Origin of the sequence: Paraliobacillus sp. PM-2, from assembly GCF_001368815.1 — a bacterium.
In the GTDB taxonomy this organism is placed as follows: Bacteria; Bacillota; Bacilli; order Bacillales; family Amphibacillaceae; genus Paraliobacillus.
Genome location: NZ_CTEI01000001.1, coordinates 1,299,752 through 1,321,256, shown reverse-complemented (window position 1 = coordinate 1,321,256; position 21,505 = coordinate 1,299,752). Strand labels below are relative to the sequence as shown.

The window sequence follows — 21,505 nt, the reverse complement described above, 5'->3', positions numbered from 1 at the left end:
GAGGAATGTACAGTGTTAAAAAAATGTAAACCTTTTATTTTATTTGGATTAGTAGTATTAGTTATTAGCATAATCGCAGCATGTGGATCTAAAAATGACGAAGGACAAACAGAAGAAGTAGGTAAGGCAATAGATTATACCATTACCGGTATTGAACCAGGTGCAGGAATAACTACATTAACTGAAAAAGCATTAGAAGATTATTCTAACTTAGAAGGATATTCATTAGAAGAAAGTTCTACAGCGGCAATGTTAACTTCATTAGATGAAGCAATTGATAAAGAAGAACCGATCGTTGTTACTGGTTGGACACCACATTGGAAGTTTGCAAAATATGATTTAAAATTTCTAGAAGATCCAGAAGGTTCATTTGGTAAGGCAGAAAATATTAATACGATTACTCGATTAGGATTAGAAGAGGACATGCCAGAAGCTTATACAGTTCTTGATCGTTTTTACTGGGAAGTAGAAGATATGGAATCTGTTATGTTAATGACTCAAGAAAAAGATATGAGTTTTAAAGAAGCTGCTGACCAATGGATTGAAGAAAATGAAGATAAAGTAGCCGAATGGACTGAAGGGATCGATAAAGTAGATGGTCAAGAAATTGAACTTGTATCCACACCTTGGGACACGGAGCGTGCTTCTACATCTGTAGTTGCGAATGTATTGACAAGCCTTGGGTATGAAGTGACAGATACGCCTGTAGATCCAGCCGTAATGTTTCAGGCAGTAGCGACAAACGATGCTGATGCATCTGTTGCACCATGGTTACCAGAGACTCATGGTTCATTTTATGAAGAGTATAAAGGTAAAGTAACCGATTTAGGACCTAACTTAGAAGGTGCTAAATTAGGACTAGTTGTTCCTGCCTATATGGAAATTGATTCAATTGAAGATTTAAAACCTAATAAATAAAAAAATTGCCCCTTGTTTGGGCAATTTTTTTATTTATTAGCATGAGTTGATGCATATTTTAGCTGCAATTTTTTTAAAAACATCTTATTTTTGACGAATATGTGAAATATTGAACTTTTATATAGACTTTTTTGTATGAAAAGGACTATAATACTAATTGTTCAGTAGTGAACAATTAGTATTATAGGAAGATGGGGAGGATATTTATGAAAAGAAAAAATTGGTTATTAGTAGCTTTAACGGCACTTTTCTCAGTGCTGTTATTAGCGGGATGTAATACTGAAACAGAGGAAGCTGATGCGCCAGCAGATAATGATGAAAATAATGCATCAGAAGAAACAGGAAGTTATGAAGACGGTATCTATTTTGCTCAAGAAGATAATTTTTCCGAAGAAAGCGGATGGAAATACATGGTTACTCTTGAAGTAGAAGATGGAGCAATTGTTTCTGCCGACTGGAATGGTGCACATAAAAGTGGTGGAGATGACAAAGATACTGTATCTGCTAACGGGGAATATGGTATGGTAGAAAAGGCTGGTGCACAAGCGCCATGGCATGAACAAGCAGAAAAAGCGGAAGCATACTTAATAGAAAATCAAGATCCTACAGCAATTGAATACACAGATGATGAAGGTCATACTGATGCAATCTCTGGTGTATCTATTCATGTAATCGAATTCTTTGATTTAGCTGAAACTGCTCTAGAAAAAGGTCCAGTAGAAAAAGGTCCATATACAGACGGTGCATACCACGCTGAGGAAGATCAATTTAGTGAAAAGTCTGGTTGGAAATACACTGTAGATCTAACAGTAGTTAATGGTAATATAGTTGCTGCTGATTGGAATGGTGTTCATAAAGACGGTGGAGATGACAAAGATACTGTATCTGCTAATGGTGAATATGGTATGGTAGAAAACGGTGGTGCTATAGCGCCATGGCACGAACAAGCCGAAAAAGCGGAAGCATATTTATTAGAAACACAAGATCCTACTGCAATTGAATACACCAATGATGAAGGTGCAACAGATGTAATCTCAGGAGTAACGATTAAAGTAGGTTCGTTCTTTACTTTAGCTGAGAAAGCTTTAGCAGAAGCAGAATAATAATTAAATATTTGTTCCTTAAAAGCCTTAGATATTAACTATCTAAGGCTTTTTATGTCTGTTGAAATTGAATGTAAAACGTAAAAAGAGTAGTTAAGTTGAGGAATGTATGCTAAAGATTTAATAGAGTGTGGTTGCAAAAGATGGCTTTTTCTTCGCAGTTTATGTTTAACACGTTAAAGTGGGAAGGCTAGAGAACAGTTTAAGATTAAAAAAATGCCTTTTAAAAGGCATTTTTTTATGTTCGTGTGCTTGTTTGTTCTTCTAACTCTTTGAGTCGTTCTTCAATTTGTACTAAATAGTTTTGAATGTTTTTTTGGTGTGGTTCTATTGTGTTTTTCCAACTCTCAATGGAACTTTTTACATCAACTGATAATTCTTTTATTAATGTTACGCCTTCTTTTGAGGTGTTTGCAATTTGTTCGGTAAGAAGTCGACCTTCGTCTTTAATTTTGTCTAAGGATTGAACAATTTCTTCTCCACGTGATTTAACATTATGACGCAATTCTCTTCCAGATTGTGGTGTGCTAAGTAAGGTAGCAGCTGCACTCACTACTCCACCAGCTAAAAGACCAAGTAATAAAGATTTTCCGTTCGCCATCATTTCACTCCTTTCCCTTATATTATACTATTTTCTCGACTTTTATCAGCATCAAACCTATAATTAATAAATTTCTCGTACATTTTTTTTATTTATTAGCAGCACAGGATAGCATTAAGTACCTAAAAACCGGAATCATCTTGAAACAAATGCTACTAAAAAGAGGCTGTATTTGCAGCCTCTTTTTAGTAGCTTTATGCTGCTGAAACCTGTGATCGTTTCATAATTGTTTGTAGAATTGGGTATAGGATAACAGTAAATACCACGTTGAAAAGCATTGCTGGCAACACTACGCCGACAAACATGGCAGTAAATGACCCAGGAAGTAGACCTACAACGTATAGTGCCATTATCAAAAATATTGAACCACTTACTGCTGTACCTATTGCAACTAAAATAGATGCAGTTATCTTATGATTTAGTGCTTTAGGTATGACAAACAGTAAACCAAAAAAGATAAGTGCTGTAATTGGTTTATCTACTAAGTTTGAAATTTGACCACCAGGTGCTGTCGTTGTTAAAGCTGAAATAATTCCCGTAGCAAAAGCTAATAGAATAACATATTCAAACTTAGGGAATAGCAGTATGCCTACAAACATCATTGGCAACATAATGTCTGGCTTCATCCCGAACAAAATAGGCGGTGCAATAATATGGAGCACTGCCCCAATACCAATAAATAACGCTAATAAAACTAATACTTTTGTCTTCATCTCTGTCTCTCCTCTACTAACTAACTGTTTTTCTTCCATTCGTGCACTGATTGCCGAATGCGAAGTGCTTTTATTATAACAGATAATAAATAAAAAGAATAGTCAAAAAACAAGGCTTGCAACGCTTTACCTTTGATTTAATGATAACTTTTAATTGTGTATTTTTTCATGAATATTTTTTGCAATAGATTGTAAAACTTCTTGTGTATAATCCTCGCTGTGAGTTTCCCATGTAGGTTTAAAACCATCTTCTTTTCCATAACGTGGAATAAGGTGAATATGTAAATGAAAAACAGATTGACCAGCAACTTCACCAGTGTTACTTAATATATTAATTCCTTCAGGTTGAAATGCTTCCTTAATTCCTTTGGATATTTTTGGAATTTGTGCAAATAAATTGCTAGCTACTTCTTCAGGTGTTTGATAAATGTCTTTCACATGTGTCTTAGGAATCACCAATGTATGCCCTTTCGTTACTTGACTAATATCCAAAAATGCATACACGTCATTATCTTCGTATACTTTAGCTGATGGAATATCACCATTTATAATCTTACAGAATATGCAATCTTCATGTATCATTGCTATATCACTCCAATTCCTTTTTACTTATATTTTAGCATTTTAAAAAAAATAAGTAAAAAACAAGTGGGTGTGTCTATGGAAACAATGTCTTGTAAGACAAGTTATCACCAGACCACCCACTTGCTAAAGGAGAAGGATAGTTTTTTTAATTCGTTTTAGAACCAGGGGAATGATTCGTTAACGTTTTATGACTAGACTATTATATAACCGTTTGTCAACACCTCATGTCTTCAGTCGGTTTTTTTTCCTTTTCATAAAAAGGTTAGTACAAGCATAAACTGTCTTTCACAAACACCTCATTTCGTGTGGTAACCCACAATGAATGTGTGGTAAAAGCTATATCCTAACTCCTTCAGTAATAGTATGAACAGGTTTTGAAAAAATATTCATTATTTTTTTGGATTTCTAAAAAGGAAAATGGTAAAATCTGAATAGAAGTACAATGAAGAGCGGAGGAATAAATGTTGAACGCATTATTACATATTGACAAGTTACATGGAGGATATACACATAAAAATGTATTACATGGTATTTCATTCGATGTATTTCCAAATGAAATTGTTGGTTTGATTGGATTAAATGGAGCAGGAAAAAGTACTACAATTAAACATATCATCGGATTAATGCACCCTAAAGAAGGTCATGTGAAAATTAATCAGAAAACGTTCCAAGAATCACCAGATACTTATCGCAAACAGTTTGCTTATATTCCTGAAATGCCATTATTGTACGATGAATTAACACTGTATGAGCATCTACGTTTAACTGCTATGGCATATGAAATTGATGAAGCTACGTTTGAAGCAAGGTTACAACCATTATTAAAAGCATTTCGTCTTGAAAAACAACTTAAATGGTTTCCCGTCCATTTCTCAAAAGGAATGAAACAAAAAGTAATGATTATGTGTGCTTTCTTAGTAGAGCCTCCATTATATATTGTTGATGAACCGTTTGTAGGTCTTGACCCGCTTGGTATCCAATCATATTTAGAGTGGATGGAAGAGCAGAAAAAACGTGGAGCAGGTATCCTTATGTCTACACATATACTTTCTACTGCTGAACGGTATTGTGATCGGTTTGTTATACTACATGATGGCAAAATTAAAGCATGTGGAACATTAAAGAATTTACAGCAAGAATTTTCAATGCCTAATGCAACTTTAGATGATATATATGTGCAATTAACAAAGGAAGCCGATCATCATGTTTAATGCACATAAATTTTTTATGGAGCGTTTTCGAGATTTTGTTAAAGAAACGAGTCGTTATTTACAATATATTTTTAATGGACATACTGCTATTGCAATACTGTTTTTAATCTCTGCAGGAGCTTATTATTATCAAAATTTGTTAAGTGAACTACCACCTAATTTTCCAAGCATATGGATCATTGCCTTCTTTTTTAGTTTAGTGGTTACATATAGCCCGGTTCATACACTATTAAAAGAAGCTGATTTAATGTTTTTATTACCCGCTGAGCAGCAAATGTCGCGTTATTTTTCAAATGCATTAATTTTTAGCTACGTTATGCAACTGTATTTAGTTGTACTGACCTTAGCAGTTTTTGCACCATTGTATCAAGCTAGTTTCGGAACATACAACGGCTATTTTCTATATGGATTGGTGTTGTTATTATTAAAGGCTTGGAACTTGATGGCTAACTGGTGGATGTTAAAAATACGTGATATAAATAGTCGCTGGTTTGATAAAATTTGTCGATTTGTTTTACAGTTTGCTTTATTTTTCTTTTTCATAGATGGTTCGTTCTTGTATGCAGGAGTTACAACTGTTTTGTTATTTTTTGTTTTTTTATATGCTTACTATTTATCTTCCCGTCACAAAGCGATAGCTTGGGATATTCTAGTAGAAAAAGATCGTACACGAATGAGAAGTTTTTATCGTTTGGCTAATATGTTCACAGATGTACCCCATTTAAAGACAGTCGTTAAGAAAAGACATTGGCTTGTTCGTATATTAACCAAGTCAATCGCTATTGATAAAAGAAGGGCCTATGATTATTTATACCGTATTACACTAGTGCGTAGTGTGGATTATCTAGGAATGTATGTACGTTTGGTTTTAATTGGACTTCTTGCAATATATTATATCCCACAACAATGGATAGCATTTGTCGTTGGTATCTTGTTCATTTATTTAGTTGGTATTCAAACAATGACGATATGGCATCATCATCGCACCATTTTATGGATTGAAATTTATCCAATTTCTCATGTGCTTCGCCAGCAGGCTGTTGTAAAACTACTTCAGCAGTTATTGATATTGCAAACACTATTATTTGCTGGGGTATTTGTCATTCATCAGAACATAGTTGGTGCATTTGTAATGCTAGCTGGTGGTCTTTTATTCACAATGTTATTTTTACATGGCTATGTAAAGAAGAAGTTGCAGTAAGGCTTTAATTATTAATAATAAAACCGGAGTTTACATAAACTCCGGTCAATGATAACTTTTGATAATTTCTATAAAGGTTTTTGCTGCTATTAGCATGGCGCGCTCGTCGATATCAAATGCTGGATGATGGTGAGGTTGGAAATTTCCTTGCTGTTGTGCACCAACGAAGAAGAATGCACCTGGTTTTTCTAATAAATAATAAGAAAAGTCCTCGCCAGTCATGGATGGTTCTACAAATTCAGCTTTTTTCACGCCATCTACATTTTTTGCTACATCAATAACATGCTTAGCTTCCTTAAGATGATTAATGACAGGAGGATAGCCTTTATCATACTCAAAGGTATATGTAGCATTATATCCAAGACAAGTACCTTGAATAATATCCTCCATTTCGTTCATTATTTGTGTTTGAATGGTTGAATCGAATGTACGAACAGTACCTGTTATATTTGCTGTATCTGCAATAATATTAAATGTATTACCTGCATGAAATGTCCCAATGGATAACACAGAAGTACTTAATGGATTCACTCTTCTGCTTACAATTTGCTGTAAATTAGTGATTAGTTGAGATCCAATCACAATGGCATCTTTTGTTTGGTGAGGAATTGCACCATGACCACCTTTTCCTTGAATGTTTATAGAAAATTTATCTGCACCTGCCATAAATTCCTTTTCTGCCGTTTGCACAACACCATAAGGGGTGTTCGTCCATAAATGCATGCCAAAGACTAGATCTACATTATCCAAAACACCACTGTCTATCATTGGTTTTGCACCACCAGGTGTTATTTCCTCTGCATGCTGGTGAATAAAAACAATTGTTCCAGCTAATTCGGTTTGGAATTTTTTTAGTACGCTAGCCGTTGTTAATAGCGTGGCTGTATGTCCATCATGTCCACAAGCATGCATGACGCCATCAACCATTGATTTATAGGATACATTTTTTTCATCTTGTATTGGTAAAGCATCAAAATCTGCTCTTAAGGCAATTGTTTTACCAGGTTTTTTACCTTTAAGTGTAGCAACAACGCCATTTCCACCAACACCTTTTTGGTAAGGTATACCTAGTTTTTCATATGTATCCGCAATAAATTGAGCGGTTTTTGTTTCTTGAAAAGATAACTCCGGATATTGATGTAAATATCTACGTGTTGCAATCATTTCATCGAATGATTGATCTAACATTACATTTATTTCCTTCCACATGCACACTTTCTCCTTCTATGAATCATTTTTAACAGTATAACATATCATAAAAAAACGTGACCAACTCCTATTAATAGAGAAGGTCACGTTTTTTCGTTTTATTATTTAGAGAAAGAAGCATCCTTTAATAAACGCATTGCTTCTTCTCTATGACCAGTTTCATCATCAATCATATCATCTAGTTGGTTTGCTAATTCTGTTAAGCCCAATTTTTCTGCTTGTTCTTTACGTTCTTGATAGCGTTTAATTGTAGCTTCTTCTGCTTTTAATGTATCTTCTAGCATGTCTTTTGGCTCTGTATATTGATTTACTTCTACAGGGGTTGTGGTTGGTGTACCACCTAGGATTTTAATTTTGTTCGATAAGTACAATGCATGTCCCATCTCATCAGAGATTTCATCTTCAAAAAATGGTTTTAATAATGGACGGTATAATCCTTCTAAAACAGATGCATTATAAGTGTACATAATGGATGCTGCATATTCGTTAGCTAGGTCTTCATTCAACCCATCAATTAATTTTTCTAGTTCACTATTATTTTTCATTTGTCTTACATTGTCTGTCATTTAAAAAACATCCTTTCTTTATATTGTACTTAGTTATACAATTCCCGATTCTAGTTCATCTAAACATGTAATTAATATTTATATGTTGAATAAATTTGAAGTATAATCGTTTTATTTTACAATAGTAATAGAAAGGATTAACAGGTGATTACTATGTCTGGGAATAAAAAGGTAGAAATGTCCGTTTGTGTGGTAGTGTTGTTTTTAGGAATTGTAACGTTAAAGATAATCGTTGGTGTCGAACCAATAATTGATCAATGGTCTGATTCATATGTAAGCCAATGGAACGGGACAATTGTTTTTCAGGTATTTCGTTGGATTACAGAGTTAGGATCTGGTTCATTTATTACTCCCTTTATTCTACTATTTGGTTTGGTTTATTATTGGTTTTTTAGAAAAATTACTCCTGCACTATGGATTATAGGTGGTGCGTTTCTAGGATACCGTATTAACTATTGGATTAAATTATTAATACAACGTGAACGACCTAGTATCTTTGAAGCAGCGGAAGGTGTGGGTTATAGCTTTCCATCTGGTCATGCAATGGGGGCAATGATTACATATGGTCTTATTTTATATTATCTAAATAAAGAAATAAAAAATGGAAGTATACGTTTAGGTATTCAAATAATATTTGTTTCACTTATCTTGTTAATTGGATTAAGTCGTTATGTTATTAATGTGCATTATTTATCTGATGTACTTGCAGGTTTTGGATATGGCTATCTATTTTTAATACTGTGGATTCAACTTTTTAATTACCTATCCAAAAGATATAATAAAAAGCACAGCTAACTGGTCTTAACATGTAAAAAAGTTGATAGTTGATACTCGGCTTGTTTCCTGTTTAAACTTATTGTTAACTAGTAGAAGCAAAAGCCTCAGTCTTAGGTCTGAGATAAAACCAATCTGTTGATTGTATTCGATCAACAGATTTTCTTATACACTTAAATCAAAGTAGTGAAGAACGAAGACTTTTGCTACAATATAAAGGACGAGGAAAGTCTTTATTGTCTTTTTAATAAATAAATGAGGATGAAAAAATAAATGAAAAATAATTTGTTTCGAAATATCGTAGCCCTTCTTATCATTTTACTAGGAATAAGTTTAATCTTGTCTAATATAGGTCTGGTCGACTGGGGTTTTTCGGAAGCATGGTATTTTATTTATCCTATATTCTTCTTATTATTAGGTTTAAAGTGGTTTTTTGATGCTTTAAGAGGTAAAGGTGGATGGATTTCAGGTTCCTTTTTCATTGTCTTTGGTGGTTTGTTAATTGCAGATCGCTTTGATTATATCGCTTTTAGAATTTGGGATATCTATAAACTATGGCCATTGTTGATTGTTTATATTGGATTTAGTTTTTTAAACCCATCGGATAAGAAAAAAAATAAATTTAAAATAATATTTGATTCAGACGATTATCCTAACGGTGAAAAAATGTATGGAAAAAACAAAAAATTTGTGATAGGTGATCATAAATTTAATGCACCAAACTGGAAAGTTGAACCGATGGAGTTGCGGAATGCCGTAGGGGATTATCATATTGATTTTACAAAAGCATTTATTCCTGATAAGCATATTCCAATTCGTATTCATGGTTGGGCTGGTGATATTCAAATTCTAATGCCTGAAAATGTAGAATTTGCTGTGATGGCAGAAGTAAAGGCTGGAGAAATTAATGTATTTGGTCAAGAAGCCGAGGGTATTCAACGGAGTTTAACTTATCAAACTGATTATTATGATCATGCAACAAGAAAATTAACACTAGATTTGAAATTAAAAGCGGGATCTATTCGAATAGATAAAGTATAGAGAGGAAGCGGTTCGTTGTTACAAAGACTAAGTTCTATTCGTTATACGTATATACGTTCACACCTATATGCATTGTTTTTAACATTAATTACATTACTTGCTTTTTTACTAACTATTTATGTGTTATTTTCGCCTCCTTGGTTAACTCGTATGAGTATTTTTGTCTTTATTATCACTTATCTTGTTGTTTCGTTTGTGTTCTCTGTATATATTGGCTTTAAAGCCAGTGGGAATATGAAAACTAGAATAGATTATCTATCTGTTTTAATTGCTCAGTTGTCTAGAGGGAACTATGCTACGCGCATTCATGATAATGGAGAAGATGAAATTGGTAGAATTGGGGATGAATTAAACGAACTAGGTGAAAAAATGCAAGGTCAAGTAAAATCATTGCAACGATTAGCTGATGAAAAAGCAGAGTATGCTAAGTCAGCTCATAAAGCAGCAACAATAGAAGAAAGGCAGCGTTTGGCAAGAGATCTTCATGATGCAGTAAGTCAACAATTATTTGCTCTAACAATGATGTCTCAGGCAACGGTTCGATTAGTAGAAAAAAAACCAGAAAAAGCAAAAAACCAAATGAAAGAGATAGCAGCAACTGCTTTACAAGCACAAACTGAGATGCGTGCACTATTATTACATTTAAGACCTGTACATTTGTCTGGCGATCCGCTCCCACTTGGGATTAAACAACTTGTACATGAATTGGAGCAAAAATGTTCGATTGATTTTCAAGTTATGATAGATAGCTTTGAGCGTTTATCTGAAATAACAGAAGAGCATGTGTTTCGAATTGTGCAAGAATCATTGTCCAATACATTAAGGCACGCGGAAGCAACAGAAGTTACAATTGAAATTAAAAAATACAAAAATGAACTTTTTATACATATTGCTGATGATGGAAAAGGATTTGATCCATCTTCTCAACAAAAAATTGCATCCTACGGACTGAAAACGATGAAAGAACGTAGTGAAGAGATAGGAGGTACCTTTGCGATTCGATCAAAAGTAGGGGAAGGTACGCATATTGATATCCGAATTCCATTACAAATAGGAAAGGGTTGATTCGATGATTCGAGTGGTTGTTGTTGATGACCATGATGTTGTTAGAAAAGGTGTTATTACCTATTTAGAAACAGAAGACAATCTAGAAATTGTAGGAGAAGCTTCAAGTGGTAAGAAGGGGATAGAAGTTGTATTAAAGGAAAAGCCAGATGTGGTATTAATGGATTTGATGATGGAAAACGGAAATGGCATTGAAGCAACAAAAGAAATTATGACAAAACTACCAAACTGTAAAATAATTATTCTAACAAGCTATTATGATGATCAACAAGTGTTCCCTGCATTAAAAGCTGGTGCGTTTAGTTATATTTTGAAAACCTCCTCAGCTGATGAGATAAGTGATGCGATACAAAAGGCATATCAAGGAGATACAGTGATCGAGCCGAAAGTTGCTAATAAGATGATGACTAGCTTTCGTTCACAGCAGATTAAGCCTCATGAGCAGCTTACTGAACGAGAACTAGAAGTTTTAATGTGCATTGGGGAAGGTTTAACAAACCAGGAGATTGGTGAGCGACTATTTATAGGAATAAAAACAGTGAAAACGCATGTAAGTAACATTCTGAGCAAATTAGATGTAAAGGATAGGACACAAGCAGCAGTTTATGCTCATCGTAACGGATTATTTTAAATTTAAGAAAATGCAATACATATTATGGTAAGACAGTTCGCATCTTTTCTATCTTGAATTTAGATTTGGACTGTCTTACATTTATGCGATTGACTTTATCTTATCATATAAAAGTATGATAGAATAGAACGAAGAAATTAGTTTATTTAAAGGTGTTTTTTTTAATGTCTTAAAGCATTGCTTTCATTCAATGGTTATGCTTTACTTTCTAACTCTTCCAAATCCACCATGCTGTATGTTGTTGTAAATGCTTTTCCTGCACGGTAATCAGTAGCGATATGCTCATTACTTAAGTTTGTAATTTCCCATTCCTGAAAAGCATATTCGTCCTCCCATTGCATAAATACAAGATACGTATTTCCGTAAGTTGGCTTTAACACTCGAAAAGCATAGAGTTCAGTATGTTTCGTTAACAAATCATTTTTTTTCTTCCATTCATTTTCAAATATAGGTTTTCCATCATCTGTTAATGGAATGTGACGCATAGATACAAAACCATGTTCTTTTAAATCGCCACAGGAAACAAGGACATCATATACACGTGCTTCTCGAAACAACGAAATTTTGTGTATTACTTCATAATATACAAGAGCTGTGTTTGCATTATGCATTAGAGATAAATTCACATCAGGATGTTGTTTGTAAATATGTTCAAGATAATCTAATGTTCCATTTGTCATGTATGCCTTCATAACTATTTACCTCCGGGTTCCCTTTTCTTTACATTTTATCAATAATCATTTAAATTGTACATGTTTGTAACAATAGGTAACAGTTTTACTTTATCAATGAAGGAAACTGTCGTATAATATTTCGATAATGTAGGCTATGTCGATTATTGTTGTAATATTAGAATAGAATGAATAGTCTTCATGTAATGATATGCTTTTCAAGAGGGGAATAAGATGAATTTAATAAAGAAATTATTTGAATATGTTCGATATCCTTGGGTGAAATGGATAAGTATCGTATTAGGAGCGATTTTTCTTTTAGGGATTATTGGTTTTGTATTTATTATATTTGGTGGTGAGTTAGTAGTTAATGAAGAAGATCTTATATTACCAGCTACTACCATAGTTGAAACAGAGGATGGTGAATTAGTAGGGAAGTTATATAAAGAGAATCGAGAATTAGTTTCGATTGATCAAATCCCTAATCATGTGCAACAAGCTTTTGTAGCTGTTGAAGATGTGCGTTTTGATGAACATGCTGGTGTTGATTTTAAATCTGTTGTACGAGCAGTTTATAGAGATATTTTAGCAATGGAAAAGGTGGAAGGCGCAAGTACGATTACACAACAGCTGGCAAAGAACTTGTTTTTGGACAATGACAAAACCTGGATGAGAAAAACAAAAGAAGTTATGGCGTCGCTTTATCTTGAGCGTCACTTTAGTAAAGATAAATTATTAGAAATGTATATGAATGAAGTCTATTTTGCACATGGAATCTATGGGGTTGGAACAGCGGCCTCTTATTATTTTGATAAATCTGTTGAAGAATTAACAGTAACTGAAGGAGCTTTACTGGCAGGGTTAGTTAAGGCACCTAATAATTATTCACCATATATAGATAAGGAACGGTCAAAGGCTCGTAGAGATATTGTTTTATCGCAAATGGAGAAAGCGGGTATGCTAGAAACAGAGGAAATGCTTTCTTTGCAAGGAAAAACAATAAATATTGTAAAGCAAAATGATGAAGACAAACCATGGTTAGATGATTATTTGGATGTAGTTATTAAAGAAGCAGCATCAACCTATCAACTAACGACAGAAGAATTAAAACGGGGTGGCTATCATATTACGGTTTATATGAATGATAGTGCACAACGAATCGCTTATCAAGCATTACAGAAAGATAACTATTTCCATGGTTCAGAACCTAATGTAGAAGCTTCTTTTGTTTTGCTTGATCAAGCATCAGGTCAATTCGAAGCGGTAATTGGAGGTAGGGATTTTAATATTGGTGATCATAATCGAGCTTTCATACCACGACAACCAGGTTCAGTTATGAAGCCTTTAGCTGTTTATGGTCCTGCTTTAATGAACGATTATGGAGTCTATTCGCTATTAAAAGATCGTGCACAGTCTTATGATGATTATCAAGTAACGAACGCTGATGGTACATATGCTGGTGATATTACCATGTATGAAGCAGTTGAACAATCCAAAAATGCCGCTGCGGTTTGGTTACTTGATCAGATTGGTATTGATTATAGCAAAACATATTTAGAAAAAATGCATCTCTCTCTACCAGATAAAGGTTTAGCAATTGCCTTAGGTGGTCTAAAGAATGGTCTAACACCAATCCAAATAGCAGAAGCTTATCGTACCTTTGGACATAATGGTGAGTGGATTGAAGCACATGCTATTGCTACAATACGTGATCGGAATGGTAAAGTCATTGGTAAAGCAACTCCTGCTACAGCTGATGTATTTACAAAACAAGCTGCATGGAATATGTTGCGTATGCTAGAAAATGTAGTAGAAAATGGAACAGCATCCTCTGGCGATTATCAAAAAGCGTTGGCAGGAAAAACGGGTACAACCGAACATCCACAAATAGAAGGGAAAGCGAAAGATGCTTGGTTTGCGGGCATTACACCAGAGTATACTACTGCTTTGTGGATGGGGTATGATCAAAGTGATGCAGCCCATTATTTAACGAAAGGAAGTAGTGCGGCTACTATTGTGACAAAAGAAATTCTTCAAGCAATTGACCAACAGCAATCGTTAACTAGTTCCTTTGTCAAGCCAACAGGAGTGGATGATGTAGAGGAACCAATTTCTTTACCAATCATTGATGATTTAAGTGTTTCTTATAAGCTAGGTGGTTGGTCTCTTGTTCAAGGACAATTAACGTGGACAGCAAGTGATGATGACCGTGTCATTTATCATATTTATAAAATCACAGAAAACGGAAGCAAGCAAATTGGCCAAGTACAAGGAAAAGGGCAATATACCTTAAAGGATGTATCATTATTTGAATCATCTAGTTATTATGTTGTACCTTATAATCAATTATCAAAACAACAAGGAGAAGAATCAAATCAAATTACTTTATCACTTAAAGATTAATCGCTATAATTAAAAAGGTTCTTTCTTTGTAATTATTTCAATTTATTGACATTGATTAAAAATATCTGTACGAATGGTGCTTCGTTCGTTACGATAAGAAAAAACAGATGAATAATTAAAAATGATTAAAGGGTGACGTTTGTGGGTAAACAGTTAAATGATACAATTTTAAGAGCTTTTAAAGGAGAAGAGACTGCATATACACCGGTTTGGTTTATGAGACAAGCGGGTAGATCACAACCAGAATACCGTAAATTGAAAGAAAAATATAGTTTGTTCGAAATTACTCATGAACCTGAATTGTGTGCATATGTCACGCGATTACCAGTTGAACAATACGGAGTAGATGCAGCTATTTTATATAAAGATATTATGTCTCCCTTACCTGCTATTGGTGTCGATGTAGAAATTAAGTCAGGTATTGGTCCCGTTATTGATCAACCAATTCGTAGCTTTTATGATGTAGATCGCTTAGGTACGATTAATCCAGAAAGTGATATACCATATGTGCTAGAAACGATTCGTTTGTTAACATCCGAGCAATTAGATGTACCATTAATAGGTTTTAGTGGTGCTCCGTTTACACTCGCTAGTTATATGATTGAAGGAGGACCTTCTAGAAATTATCATCAAACGAAAGCTATGATGTATAAAGATCATGCTACATGGTTTGCTTTAATGGATAAGCTTGCAACAATGACAATCACTTATGCAAAAGCCCAGATTCGTGCAGGAGCACAAGCGATTCAGATATTTGATTCATGGGTAGGAGCATTATCTGATAGTGATTATCGTACGTTCATTAAACCAGTCATGCAACGAATTTTTTCAGCATTGCAAGCTGAAGGGGTACCACTTATTTTATTTGGTGTAGGTGCCAGTCACTTGATTCAAGAATGGAATGATCTACCTATCGATGTTCTCGGTTTAGATTGGAGAATGTCAATTAGTGAAGCAAGAAGTTCAGGTGTATCAAAAACGTTACAAGGAAATCTTGATCCAGCTATCTTACTATCCGATTGGGATACCATTGAAGCAAGAACAAAAGCAATAATAGATCAAGGAAAGCGTCATCCAAATCATGTGTTTAATTTAGGACATGGGGTGACACCAGAAATCAAGCCAGAAACATTAAAGAAACTGACACAATTGGTTCATACCTATTCATTGAAACAATAATTAGCTAAGGAAGGTGTTTTTCATGACTAAGAAAAAAGTAGGATTACTTGTAATGGCATATGGTACACCGTATGAGGAAGCAGATATTGAGCGTTATTATACAGACATTCGTCACGGAAAAAAACCAACACCAGAGATGTTGCAAGACTTAACGGATAGGTATCGTGCAATAGGTGGTATATCTCCATTAGCCCAAATTACTGATCAACAAAAACATGCATTAACTCAAACGTTAAACACGATGCAAGATGAAGTAGAATTTGTTCCTTATTTAGGTTTAAAACATATTGAGCCATTTATTGAAGATGCGGTGAAACAGATGGCAGAAGATGAGATAGAAGAAGCAGTATCTATTGTTCTTGCGCCACACTATTCGACATTTAGTGTTAAATCCTATAATGGACGTGCTCAAAAAGAGTCAGAGAAACATGGTAAACCGGTCCTTCATTCTGTAGAAAGTTGGTATGATGCGCCTGGTTTTATTAATTATTGGGCAGAAGTTATTGATAATGAATACCAGAAAATGACTGAATCTGAAAAAGATAAAGCGGTGCTAGTTGTCTCTGCACACAGTTTACCAGAAAAAATTATTCAAAAAGGTGATCCATATCCAGAGCAATTAGCGAAAACAGCTAAATTAATTTCAGCAGCTACTGGTATTACAAATTACGCCATTGGATGGCAAAGTGAAGGAAATACACCTGATCCATGGCTCGGTCCTGATGTACAAGATTTAACAAAAGAGTTGTATAAAGAACAAGGTTACCGCACCTTTGTCTATGCTCCTGTTGGTTTTGTTTCCGATCACTTGGAAGTGCTTTACGATAATGATTATGAATGCAAAGTAGTTTGCGATGAATTAGGTGCTGCATACTATCGTCCACCAATGCCGAATGTAGCATCAGGTTTTATTAAAACCTTGGCGGATGTTGTATGGAAAAAGCATAAACAAGAGGATCAAGTATGAGAGGTGCTAAACATATTGTTATAGTAGGTGGTGGTATTACGGGTTTAACCACTACCTACTATTTACAAGAAGCAATTAAGCAAAAACAATTACCATATAAAGTGACCTTAATAGAAGCTACAGACAAATTAGGTGGAAAAATTGAAACATACAGGAAAAAAGGATTTACCATTGAGCGAGGACCAGATTCCTTTTTAATTCGAAAAGAAGCAGGTGCACGGCTCGTGCAGCATGTTGGCTTAGAAGAACAACTAGTTAAAAATGACACTGGAAAAGCATTCGTTTTAGTTGGTAACCAATTGAATGAAATGCCCAACGGTGCGTTTATGGGGATACCTACTCAATTATCCCCGTTTTTGAAATCTAACATGTTCTCGTTTGCAGGAAAGTTACGCATGCTAGGGGACTTTTTCTTGCCAAAGAAAGAACCTAAGGCCGATCAATCGGTAGGTGAATTTTTTCGCTATCATTTAGGTGACGAACTATTAGAAAATTTAATTGAACCGCTATTGTCTGGTATTTATGCTGGTAATATTGATAAGCTAAGCCTTATGGCTACTTTCCCACAATTTTATAATATGGAGCAATCACACCGAAGTTTAATAAAAGGTGCGCGTCAGACAATAGGAGATAGATGGAAGCAAACTACGAAAAAGACTAGTAAATTTTATTCTTTAAAGCATGGATTACAATCACTTGTCGAACAAATTGAAAAGCATTTTGATCCATCTATTGTACAGGTTATGTCATCTACTAAAGTAAAGCAAATTGAAAAGGAAGAAACCAACTATCATCTTTTATTAGATAATGGTGAGGTTCAAGCTGCACATAGCTTAGCATTGACTACATCTGTTTCTCAAGCAAAGTGTATGTTTAATCAATTTGATTTTTGGGATGATTTTGGAGAAATTAAAGCAACCTCTGTTGCTAACATTGCGATGGCATTTGATCGAGGAGCTATTCCACAAGATATAGATGGAACAGGATTTGTTGTGTCACGTAATAGTGATTATCGTATTACTGCTTGTACATGGACACATAAAAAATGGCCTGAGACCACGCCTGAAAACAAAGCATTATTACGATGTTATGTTGGAAGGCCAGGAGACGAAGAGGTAGTTCAGTTAAGTGATGAAGAAATTGCTTCTATTGCTATAAATGATTTAAAGAAAATCATGGGTATCACTGATCAACCTGAGTTTTATGTTGTGACACGATGGGAAAAGGCGATGCCACAATATGAAGTGGGCCACTTACAACGTCTTGATCAATTATCTCGAGCAATGGCAGAGCAGTTACCTGGCGTATTTGTTGCAGGTAACTCCTACAAAGGAATTGGTATTCCAGATTGTATAAGTCAAGGAGAGCAAGCAATGGAAGATATATTGCGTTATTTACAATGTTAGATAACTCGTGATCTATAGGGGACATCTAAAATGAGGTGAATAGATGAAGCTTACTGTTGTTGGTTTTTGGGGAGCATATCCTGAGGTTGATAGTGCAACCTCTTGTTATCTACTTGAAAAGGATGGATATCAGCTATTATTAGACTGTGGTAGTGGGGCATTGGCACAATTGCCGAAGTATACAACAGTTATGGACTTAGATGCTGTATTTGTTTCACACTATCATCAAGACCATATTGCAGATCTTGGTGTGCTACAATACCATTTTCTTGTTCAAAATGCGATTCATCATACAAAAAAAGTGCTACCGATATATGGGCATTGTGAAGATGAAAAGGCATTTGCTAAACTTAACCATCAAGCAACAAAAGGGATGGCTTATTTTCCTAATGAAAGAGTGGATATTGGGCCATTAACTATTACCTTTTTAAGAACAAAACACCCGGTACCATGTTATGCAATGCGTATTACGGATGGAGAATCTACAGTTGTTTATACCGCAGATTCAAGTTATCAAGATACTTTTATTCCGTTTGCCAAAAATGCTGATTTGTTTATTACAGATTGTAGTTTTTATAAAGGACAGAATGCAACAGGAGCAGGACATATGACAAGTGAAGAATCTGCGATAATAGCAAAAAAGGCATGTGTTAGCCATTTATTATTAAGTCATCATCCTCATTTTGGTGACAGGAAACAATTAAAAAAAGAAGCAGCAAGTGTGTACCAAGGCAAAATAAACTTAGCTGAGTCTGGATTTCAATGGCAACCTTCTTCCTCTTAACATATTATTAACAAACTTTATTGTTTAGAAATTGCCTTTCTCCATTGTTTGTTTTACACTTGTACTAATATAATCTAAAGGAGGTTTATCGGATTAATGAAGTTTATTGATAATCAAGGAATTACAGATCCGCAAATTAATTTAGCCATTGAAGAATATGTGCTTAAAAATTTTGGGGAAGAAGATACATATTTACTGTTTTATATTAATCAGCCTTCCATTATTATTGGGAAAAATCAAAATACGATTGAAGAAATCAATACAAAATATGTTGAAGATCAAGGCATTAAAGTCGTCCGTCGTCTTTCTGGTGGTGGTGCGGTTTACCATGATGAAGGGAATTTAAATTTTAGTTTTATTACGAGAGATGATGGAGATAGCTTTCATAATTTTGCTAAATTTACGCAACCTGTTGTAGAAGCACTTCAAAAATTAGGTGTACCTGCTGAATTAAAAGGGCGTAACGATTTGGTGGCAGACGGTAGAAAAATTTCTGGAAATGCGCAGTTCACGACGCGTGGTCGTATGTTCAGCCATGGAACATTGATGTACGATTCTGAAATTGAACATGTTGTTTCAGCATTAAACGTAAATGCTGAAAAAATTAAATCGAAAGGTATTAAATCTATTCGTAGTCGTGTGGCTAATATTTCTGAATTTATGGAACGAAAATTATCAATGGATGCGTTTAAAGAACATATTCTAAAATATATTTTTAATGTAGAAGATATTAATGATGTCCCTCGATATGAGCTGACAGAAGAAGATTGGGGAAAGATCCATCAATTATCCGAAGAACGTTATCAACAGTGGGATTGGAATTACGGGAAATCACCTGCATTTGATATTCAGAAATCACATAAATTTGATTCTGGTTTAGTTGATGTACGATTAGATGTTACAAAAGGTACCATTAACAATTGTAAAATTTATGGTGACTTTTTTGGCATTGGAGACGTTAATGTCATAGAGGAGAGCTTAGTTGGTGCAAAATATCAACGCCAAGCGTTAGAGGAAGCGTTAGTGAATGTAGATGTGCCACATTATTTAGGGAAGATCACAAAGGAACAATTTATAGGTTTAATTTATTAAGCTCACTTTATACAGATGGTATAACTACTAGGAGTTGTCTTTTTAGGCAACTCTCTATTTCGTCTAAATTAATTTGTTTTCCATAGGAGCGAAGACAATGAACAAAAAAGTGATATTCTTTTATTTATTATATGTAGGTTTAGTGTTTAGCTATTTTATCTTTGCATATCCTCTCGTTTCATTTGATGATTCTAATTATGCGGCAATTGCACATGCCATTTATTTTAGTAAACTTCCAATTCCTTTCTTGCTTCTTTTTTTATGTATAAAAAATAATTGGATTAAAGCGTGGAAAATAAAATTTCATTTACACAATTTTTGGTCAGAGACCATTATTGTGAGTTATTTACTTTTATTTTGTTATGAATTATCACAAATTCTTTTTGATATTGTCTGGTTTATTGTTACTCATCGTGCAGGAACTAGTCATGAATCCCTTCTGAGTTGGTTCCAAGATCAAACCTTAGATTTTGCTTTTCTAGGCTTTATTCTCACGATTTTGCTCCTTGTTTTTCGTTTAGTGATTAAAAGGTGGACGAACAAATGGTATTTTGTTTTGTGGTTGTTTATTCTTCCTATTGCTATTATCGTTGTTTATGTGCAACCAGTTTTAATTGACCCTCTATATCAAGATTTTTCTCCTTTACAAGAAGGAGCATTGCGAACAGCTATTGAGCAATTAACAGAGGATGCTGGATTAATAGATCCGACCATTTTAGCAGTGGATATGAGTGAAAAAGTTTCAACGTTTAATGCTTATGTTACTGGGATTTTTGGAAATGCAAGAATTGTGTTGTGGGATACTACTTTGAATGAACTTAACCAGAATGAAATATTATTTATTCTAGCACATGAAATTGGTCATTATACGATGCATCACGTGTATATCGGATTAACTGGATATATTCTGTTTACTTTGCTATTACTTTTTTTTATTGCTCGTTGCTATCACTGGATTATGAAAAAGAAGTACCCTTATTATAAGTTAAGTGATATTCAAGCCATACCAATTTTATTGTTTATTGTCCTGATTTTTGTAACTATTGGAGAACCAATGTCTTTGTTTGTTTCTCGTCAGATGGAAAAACAAGCTGATCAGTATGCGATTGAACATACAGAAGATTTAGAACCTGCTTTAGATGGATATAAGCGTATTGCAGTCCAATCAAAAAGTGATATCGAACCTTTAGATTTTGTAAAATGGATGCGATATAGTCATCCGCCAATGCTTGATCGTATCGAAAGAATAAAGCGTGCTATGAATGAATAAGCGGCTGATTTGAAGATAATATGGCAGTTTGAATACATGGTTCCTTCGCGCCTTACTTACTCGATTACTTAAAAGGCTAAACTGAGTAAGTAAGGCGTTAATGTTATGTTTCAAT

General features: G+C 34.4%; 21 protein-coding genes. 15 read left to right on the top strand and 6 right to left on the bottom strand.

Going from position 1 to position 21,505, the window contains the following annotated elements:
- The first annotated feature begins 12 nt into the window (after positions 1-12).
- Positions 13-918: a glycine betaine ABC transporter substrate-binding protein gene (locus tag BN1058_RS06370; protein ID WP_090854503.1), complete on the top strand. Its 906-nt coding sequence runs from the start codon at positions 13-15 to the stop codon at positions 916-918.
- A gap of 206 nt (positions 919-1,124) precedes the next feature.
- Positions 1,125-2,021: an FMN-binding protein gene (locus BN1058_RS06365; protein ID WP_090854500.1), complete on the top strand. Its 897-nt coding sequence runs from the start codon at positions 1,125-1,127 to the stop codon at positions 2,019-2,021.
- Positions 2,022-2,259: 238 nt separating this feature from the next.
- Here the strand turns inward: BN1058_RS06365 and BN1058_RS06360 are convergent, their stop codons facing one another.
- The 3 genes from BN1058_RS06360 to BN1058_RS06350 all read right to left on the bottom strand — a co-directional run bounded on the left by BN1058_RS06360 (position 2,260) and on the right by BN1058_RS06350 (position 3,917).
- Positions 2,260-2,622, bottom strand: a complete 363-nt coding sequence (locus BN1058_RS06360) for a YtxH domain-containing protein (protein ID WP_090854497.1) — start codon at positions 2,620-2,622, stop codon at positions 2,260-2,262.
- Between the two features lie 194 nt (positions 2,623-2,816).
- Entirely contained in the window at positions 2,817-3,335 is a 519-nt protein-coding gene (locus tag BN1058_RS06355; RefSeq protein ID WP_090854495.1) for a tryptophan transporter, read from the bottom strand.
- Positions 3,336-3,485: 150 nt separating this feature from the next.
- Positions 3,486-3,917, bottom strand: a complete 432-nt coding sequence (locus BN1058_RS06350) for an HIT family protein (RefSeq protein WP_090854492.1) — start codon at positions 3,915-3,917, stop codon at positions 3,486-3,488.
- Positions 3,918-4,384: 467 nt separating this feature from the next.
- Between BN1058_RS06350 and BN1058_RS06345 the strand changes: the two genes are divergently transcribed.
- Together BN1058_RS06345 and BN1058_RS06340 are read left to right on the top strand one after the other, a co-directional pair.
- Positions 4,385-5,131 (top strand): ABC transporter ATP-binding protein, encoded by a 747-nt coding sequence (locus BN1058_RS06345; RefSeq protein ID WP_090856047.1) that lies wholly within the window; start codon positions 4,385-4,387, stop codon positions 5,129-5,131.
- A complete protein-coding gene (locus tag BN1058_RS06340; RefSeq protein ID WP_090854489.1) occupies positions 5,124-6,332 on the top strand; it encodes an ABC transporter permease in 1,209 nt (402 codons plus the stop codon). Before BN1058_RS06345 ends, BN1058_RS06340 begins: the two co-directional genes overlap by 8 nt.
- Positions 6,333-6,377: 45 nt before the next feature.
- Here BN1058_RS06340 and BN1058_RS06335 read toward each other — a convergent pair whose 3' ends face one another.
- The gene (locus BN1058_RS06335; RefSeq protein WP_090854486.1) at positions 6,378-7,541 is read right to left on the bottom strand and encodes a M20 family metallopeptidase; all 1,164 of its coding nucleotides are present in this window, start codon (positions 7,539-7,541) and stop codon (positions 6,378-6,380) included.
- 101 nt (positions 7,542-7,642) lie between these two features.
- Complete coding sequence (locus tag BN1058_RS06330; protein WP_255307012.1) at positions 7,643-8,107, bottom strand: ferritin-like domain-containing protein; 465 nt, start codon at positions 8,105-8,107, stop codon at positions 7,643-7,645.
- A 153-nt stretch (positions 8,108-8,260) separates the two neighbouring features.
- On the opposite strand from BN1058_RS06330, the gene BN1058_RS06325 reads away from it, so the two are divergent.
- From BN1058_RS06325 to BN1058_RS06310, 4 genes are all read left to right on the top strand, one after another.
- A complete protein-coding gene (locus BN1058_RS06325; protein ID WP_090854484.1) occupies positions 8,261-8,902 on the top strand; it encodes a phosphatase PAP2 family protein in 642 nt (213 codons plus the stop codon).
- Between the two features lie 252 nt (positions 8,903-9,154).
- Positions 9,155-9,922: a cell wall-active antibiotics response protein LiaF gene (gene liaF / locus BN1058_RS06320; RefSeq protein WP_090854481.1), complete on the top strand. Its 768-nt coding sequence runs from the start codon at positions 9,155-9,157 to the stop codon at positions 9,920-9,922.
- Between the two features lie 15 nt (positions 9,923-9,937).
- A complete protein-coding gene (locus tag BN1058_RS06315; RefSeq protein WP_090854476.1) occupies positions 9,938-10,987 on the top strand; it encodes a sensor histidine kinase in 1,050 nt (349 codons plus the stop codon).
- A 4-nt stretch (positions 10,988-10,991) separates the two neighbouring features.
- Positions 10,992-11,618, top strand: a complete 627-nt coding sequence (locus BN1058_RS06310) for a response regulator (protein WP_090854473.1) — start codon at positions 10,992-10,994, stop codon at positions 11,616-11,618.
- A 194-nt stretch (positions 11,619-11,812) separates the two neighbouring features.
- Here BN1058_RS06310 and BN1058_RS06305 read toward each other — a convergent pair whose 3' ends face one another.
- A complete protein-coding gene (locus BN1058_RS06305; RefSeq protein WP_090854470.1) occupies positions 11,813-12,310 on the bottom strand; it encodes a hypothetical protein in 498 nt (165 codons plus the stop codon).
- A gap of 213 nt (positions 12,311-12,523) precedes the next feature.
- Here BN1058_RS06305 and BN1058_RS06300 point away from each other — a divergent pair, with 213 nt between their 5' ends.
- The 7 genes from BN1058_RS06300 to BN1058_RS06270 all read left to right on the top strand — a co-directional run bounded on the left by BN1058_RS06300 (position 12,524) and on the right by BN1058_RS06270 (position 21,390).
- Complete coding sequence (locus BN1058_RS06300; RefSeq protein ID WP_090854467.1) at positions 12,524-14,692, top strand: transglycosylase domain-containing protein; 2,169 nt, start codon at positions 12,524-12,526, stop codon at positions 14,690-14,692.
- A 141-nt stretch (positions 14,693-14,833) separates the two neighbouring features.
- A complete protein-coding gene (hemE, locus tag BN1058_RS06295) occupies positions 14,834-15,871 on the top strand; it encodes a uroporphyrinogen decarboxylase (RefSeq protein WP_090854464.1) in 1,038 nt (345 codons plus the stop codon).
- Between the two features lie 22 nt (positions 15,872-15,893).
- Positions 15,894-16,838, top strand: coding sequence for a ferrochelatase (gene hemH, locus BN1058_RS06290; protein ID WP_090854461.1), 945 nt, complete (start codon positions 15,894-15,896; stop codon positions 16,836-16,838).
- Positions 16,835-18,244: a protoporphyrinogen oxidase gene (gene hemY, locus BN1058_RS06285; RefSeq protein WP_090854458.1), complete on the top strand. Its 1,410-nt coding sequence runs from the start codon at positions 16,835-16,837 to the stop codon at positions 18,242-18,244. Before hemH ends, hemY begins: the two co-directional genes overlap by 4 nt.
- A gap of 43 nt (positions 18,245-18,287) precedes the next feature.
- Positions 18,288-19,028: an MBL fold metallo-hydrolase gene (locus BN1058_RS06280; RefSeq protein WP_090854455.1), complete on the top strand. Its 741-nt coding sequence runs from the start codon at positions 18,288-18,290 to the stop codon at positions 19,026-19,028.
- Positions 19,029-19,124: 96 nt separating this feature from the next.
- Complete coding sequence (locus BN1058_RS06275; protein WP_090854452.1) at positions 19,125-20,120, top strand: lipoate--protein ligase; 996 nt, start codon at positions 19,125-19,127, stop codon at positions 20,118-20,120.
- A 97-nt stretch (positions 20,121-20,217) separates the two neighbouring features.
- Positions 20,218-21,390: a M48 family metalloprotease gene (locus BN1058_RS06270; RefSeq protein ID WP_090854449.1), complete on the top strand. Its 1,173-nt coding sequence runs from the start codon at positions 20,218-20,220 to the stop codon at positions 21,388-21,390.
- Positions 21,391-21,505 lie beyond the last annotated feature (115 nt).

Excerpts from the sequence above, each read along its gene's own strand:
- BN1058_RS06365 (WP_090854500.1), top strand. The coding sequence starts at position 1,125 with ATGAAAAGAAAAAATTGGTTATTAGTAGCTTTAACGGCACTTTTCTCA.
- BN1058_RS06360 (WP_090854497.1), bottom strand. The coding sequence starts at position 2,622 with ATGGCGAACGGAAAATCTTTATTACTTGGTCTTTTAGCTGGTGGAGTA.
- BN1058_RS06355 (WP_090854495.1), bottom strand. The coding sequence starts at position 3,335 with ATGAAGACAAAAGTATTAGTTTTATTAGCGTTATTTATTGGTATTGGG.
- BN1058_RS06350 (WP_090854492.1), bottom strand. The coding sequence starts at position 3,917 with ATGATACATGAAGATTGCATATTCTGTAAGATTATAAATGGTGATATT.
- BN1058_RS06340 (WP_090854489.1), top strand. The coding sequence starts at position 5,124 with ATGTTTAATGCACATAAATTTTTTATGGAGCGTTTTCGAGATTTTGTT.
- BN1058_RS06335 (WP_090854486.1), bottom strand. The coding sequence starts at position 7,541 with ATGTGGAAGGAAATAAATGTAATGTTAGATCAATCATTCGATGAAATG.
- BN1058_RS06330 (WP_255307012.1), bottom strand. The coding sequence starts at position 8,107 with ATGACAGACAATGTAAGACAAATGAAAAATAATAGTGAACTAGAAAAA.
- BN1058_RS06325 (WP_090854484.1), top strand. The coding sequence starts at position 8,261 with ATGTCTGGGAATAAAAAGGTAGAAATGTCCGTTTGTGTGGTAGTGTTG.
- liaF (WP_090854481.1), top strand. The coding sequence starts at position 9,155 with ATGAAAAATAATTTGTTTCGAAATATCGTAGCCCTTCTTATCATTTTA.
- BN1058_RS06310 (WP_090854473.1), top strand. The coding sequence starts at position 10,992 with ATGATTCGAGTGGTTGTTGTTGATGACCATGATGTTGTTAGAAAAGGT.
- BN1058_RS06305 (WP_090854470.1), bottom strand. The coding sequence starts at position 12,310 with ATGAAGGCATACATGACAAATGGAACATTAGATTATCTTGAACATATT.
- BN1058_RS06300 (WP_090854467.1), top strand. The coding sequence starts at position 12,524 with ATGAATTTAATAAAGAAATTATTTGAATATGTTCGATATCCTTGGGTG.
- hemH (WP_090854461.1), top strand. The coding sequence starts at position 15,894 with ATGACTAAGAAAAAAGTAGGATTACTTGTAATGGCATATGGTACACCG.
- hemY (WP_090854458.1), top strand. The coding sequence starts at position 16,835 with ATGAGAGGTGCTAAACATATTGTTATAGTAGGTGGTGGTATTACGGGT.
- BN1058_RS06280 (WP_090854455.1), top strand. The coding sequence starts at position 18,288 with ATGAAGCTTACTGTTGTTGGTTTTTGGGGAGCATATCCTGAGGTTGAT.
- BN1058_RS06275 (WP_090854452.1), top strand. The coding sequence starts at position 19,125 with ATGAAGTTTATTGATAATCAAGGAATTACAGATCCGCAAATTAATTTA.
- BN1058_RS06270 (WP_090854449.1), top strand. The coding sequence starts at position 20,218 with ATGAACAAAAAAGTGATATTCTTTTATTTATTATATGTAGGTTTAGTG.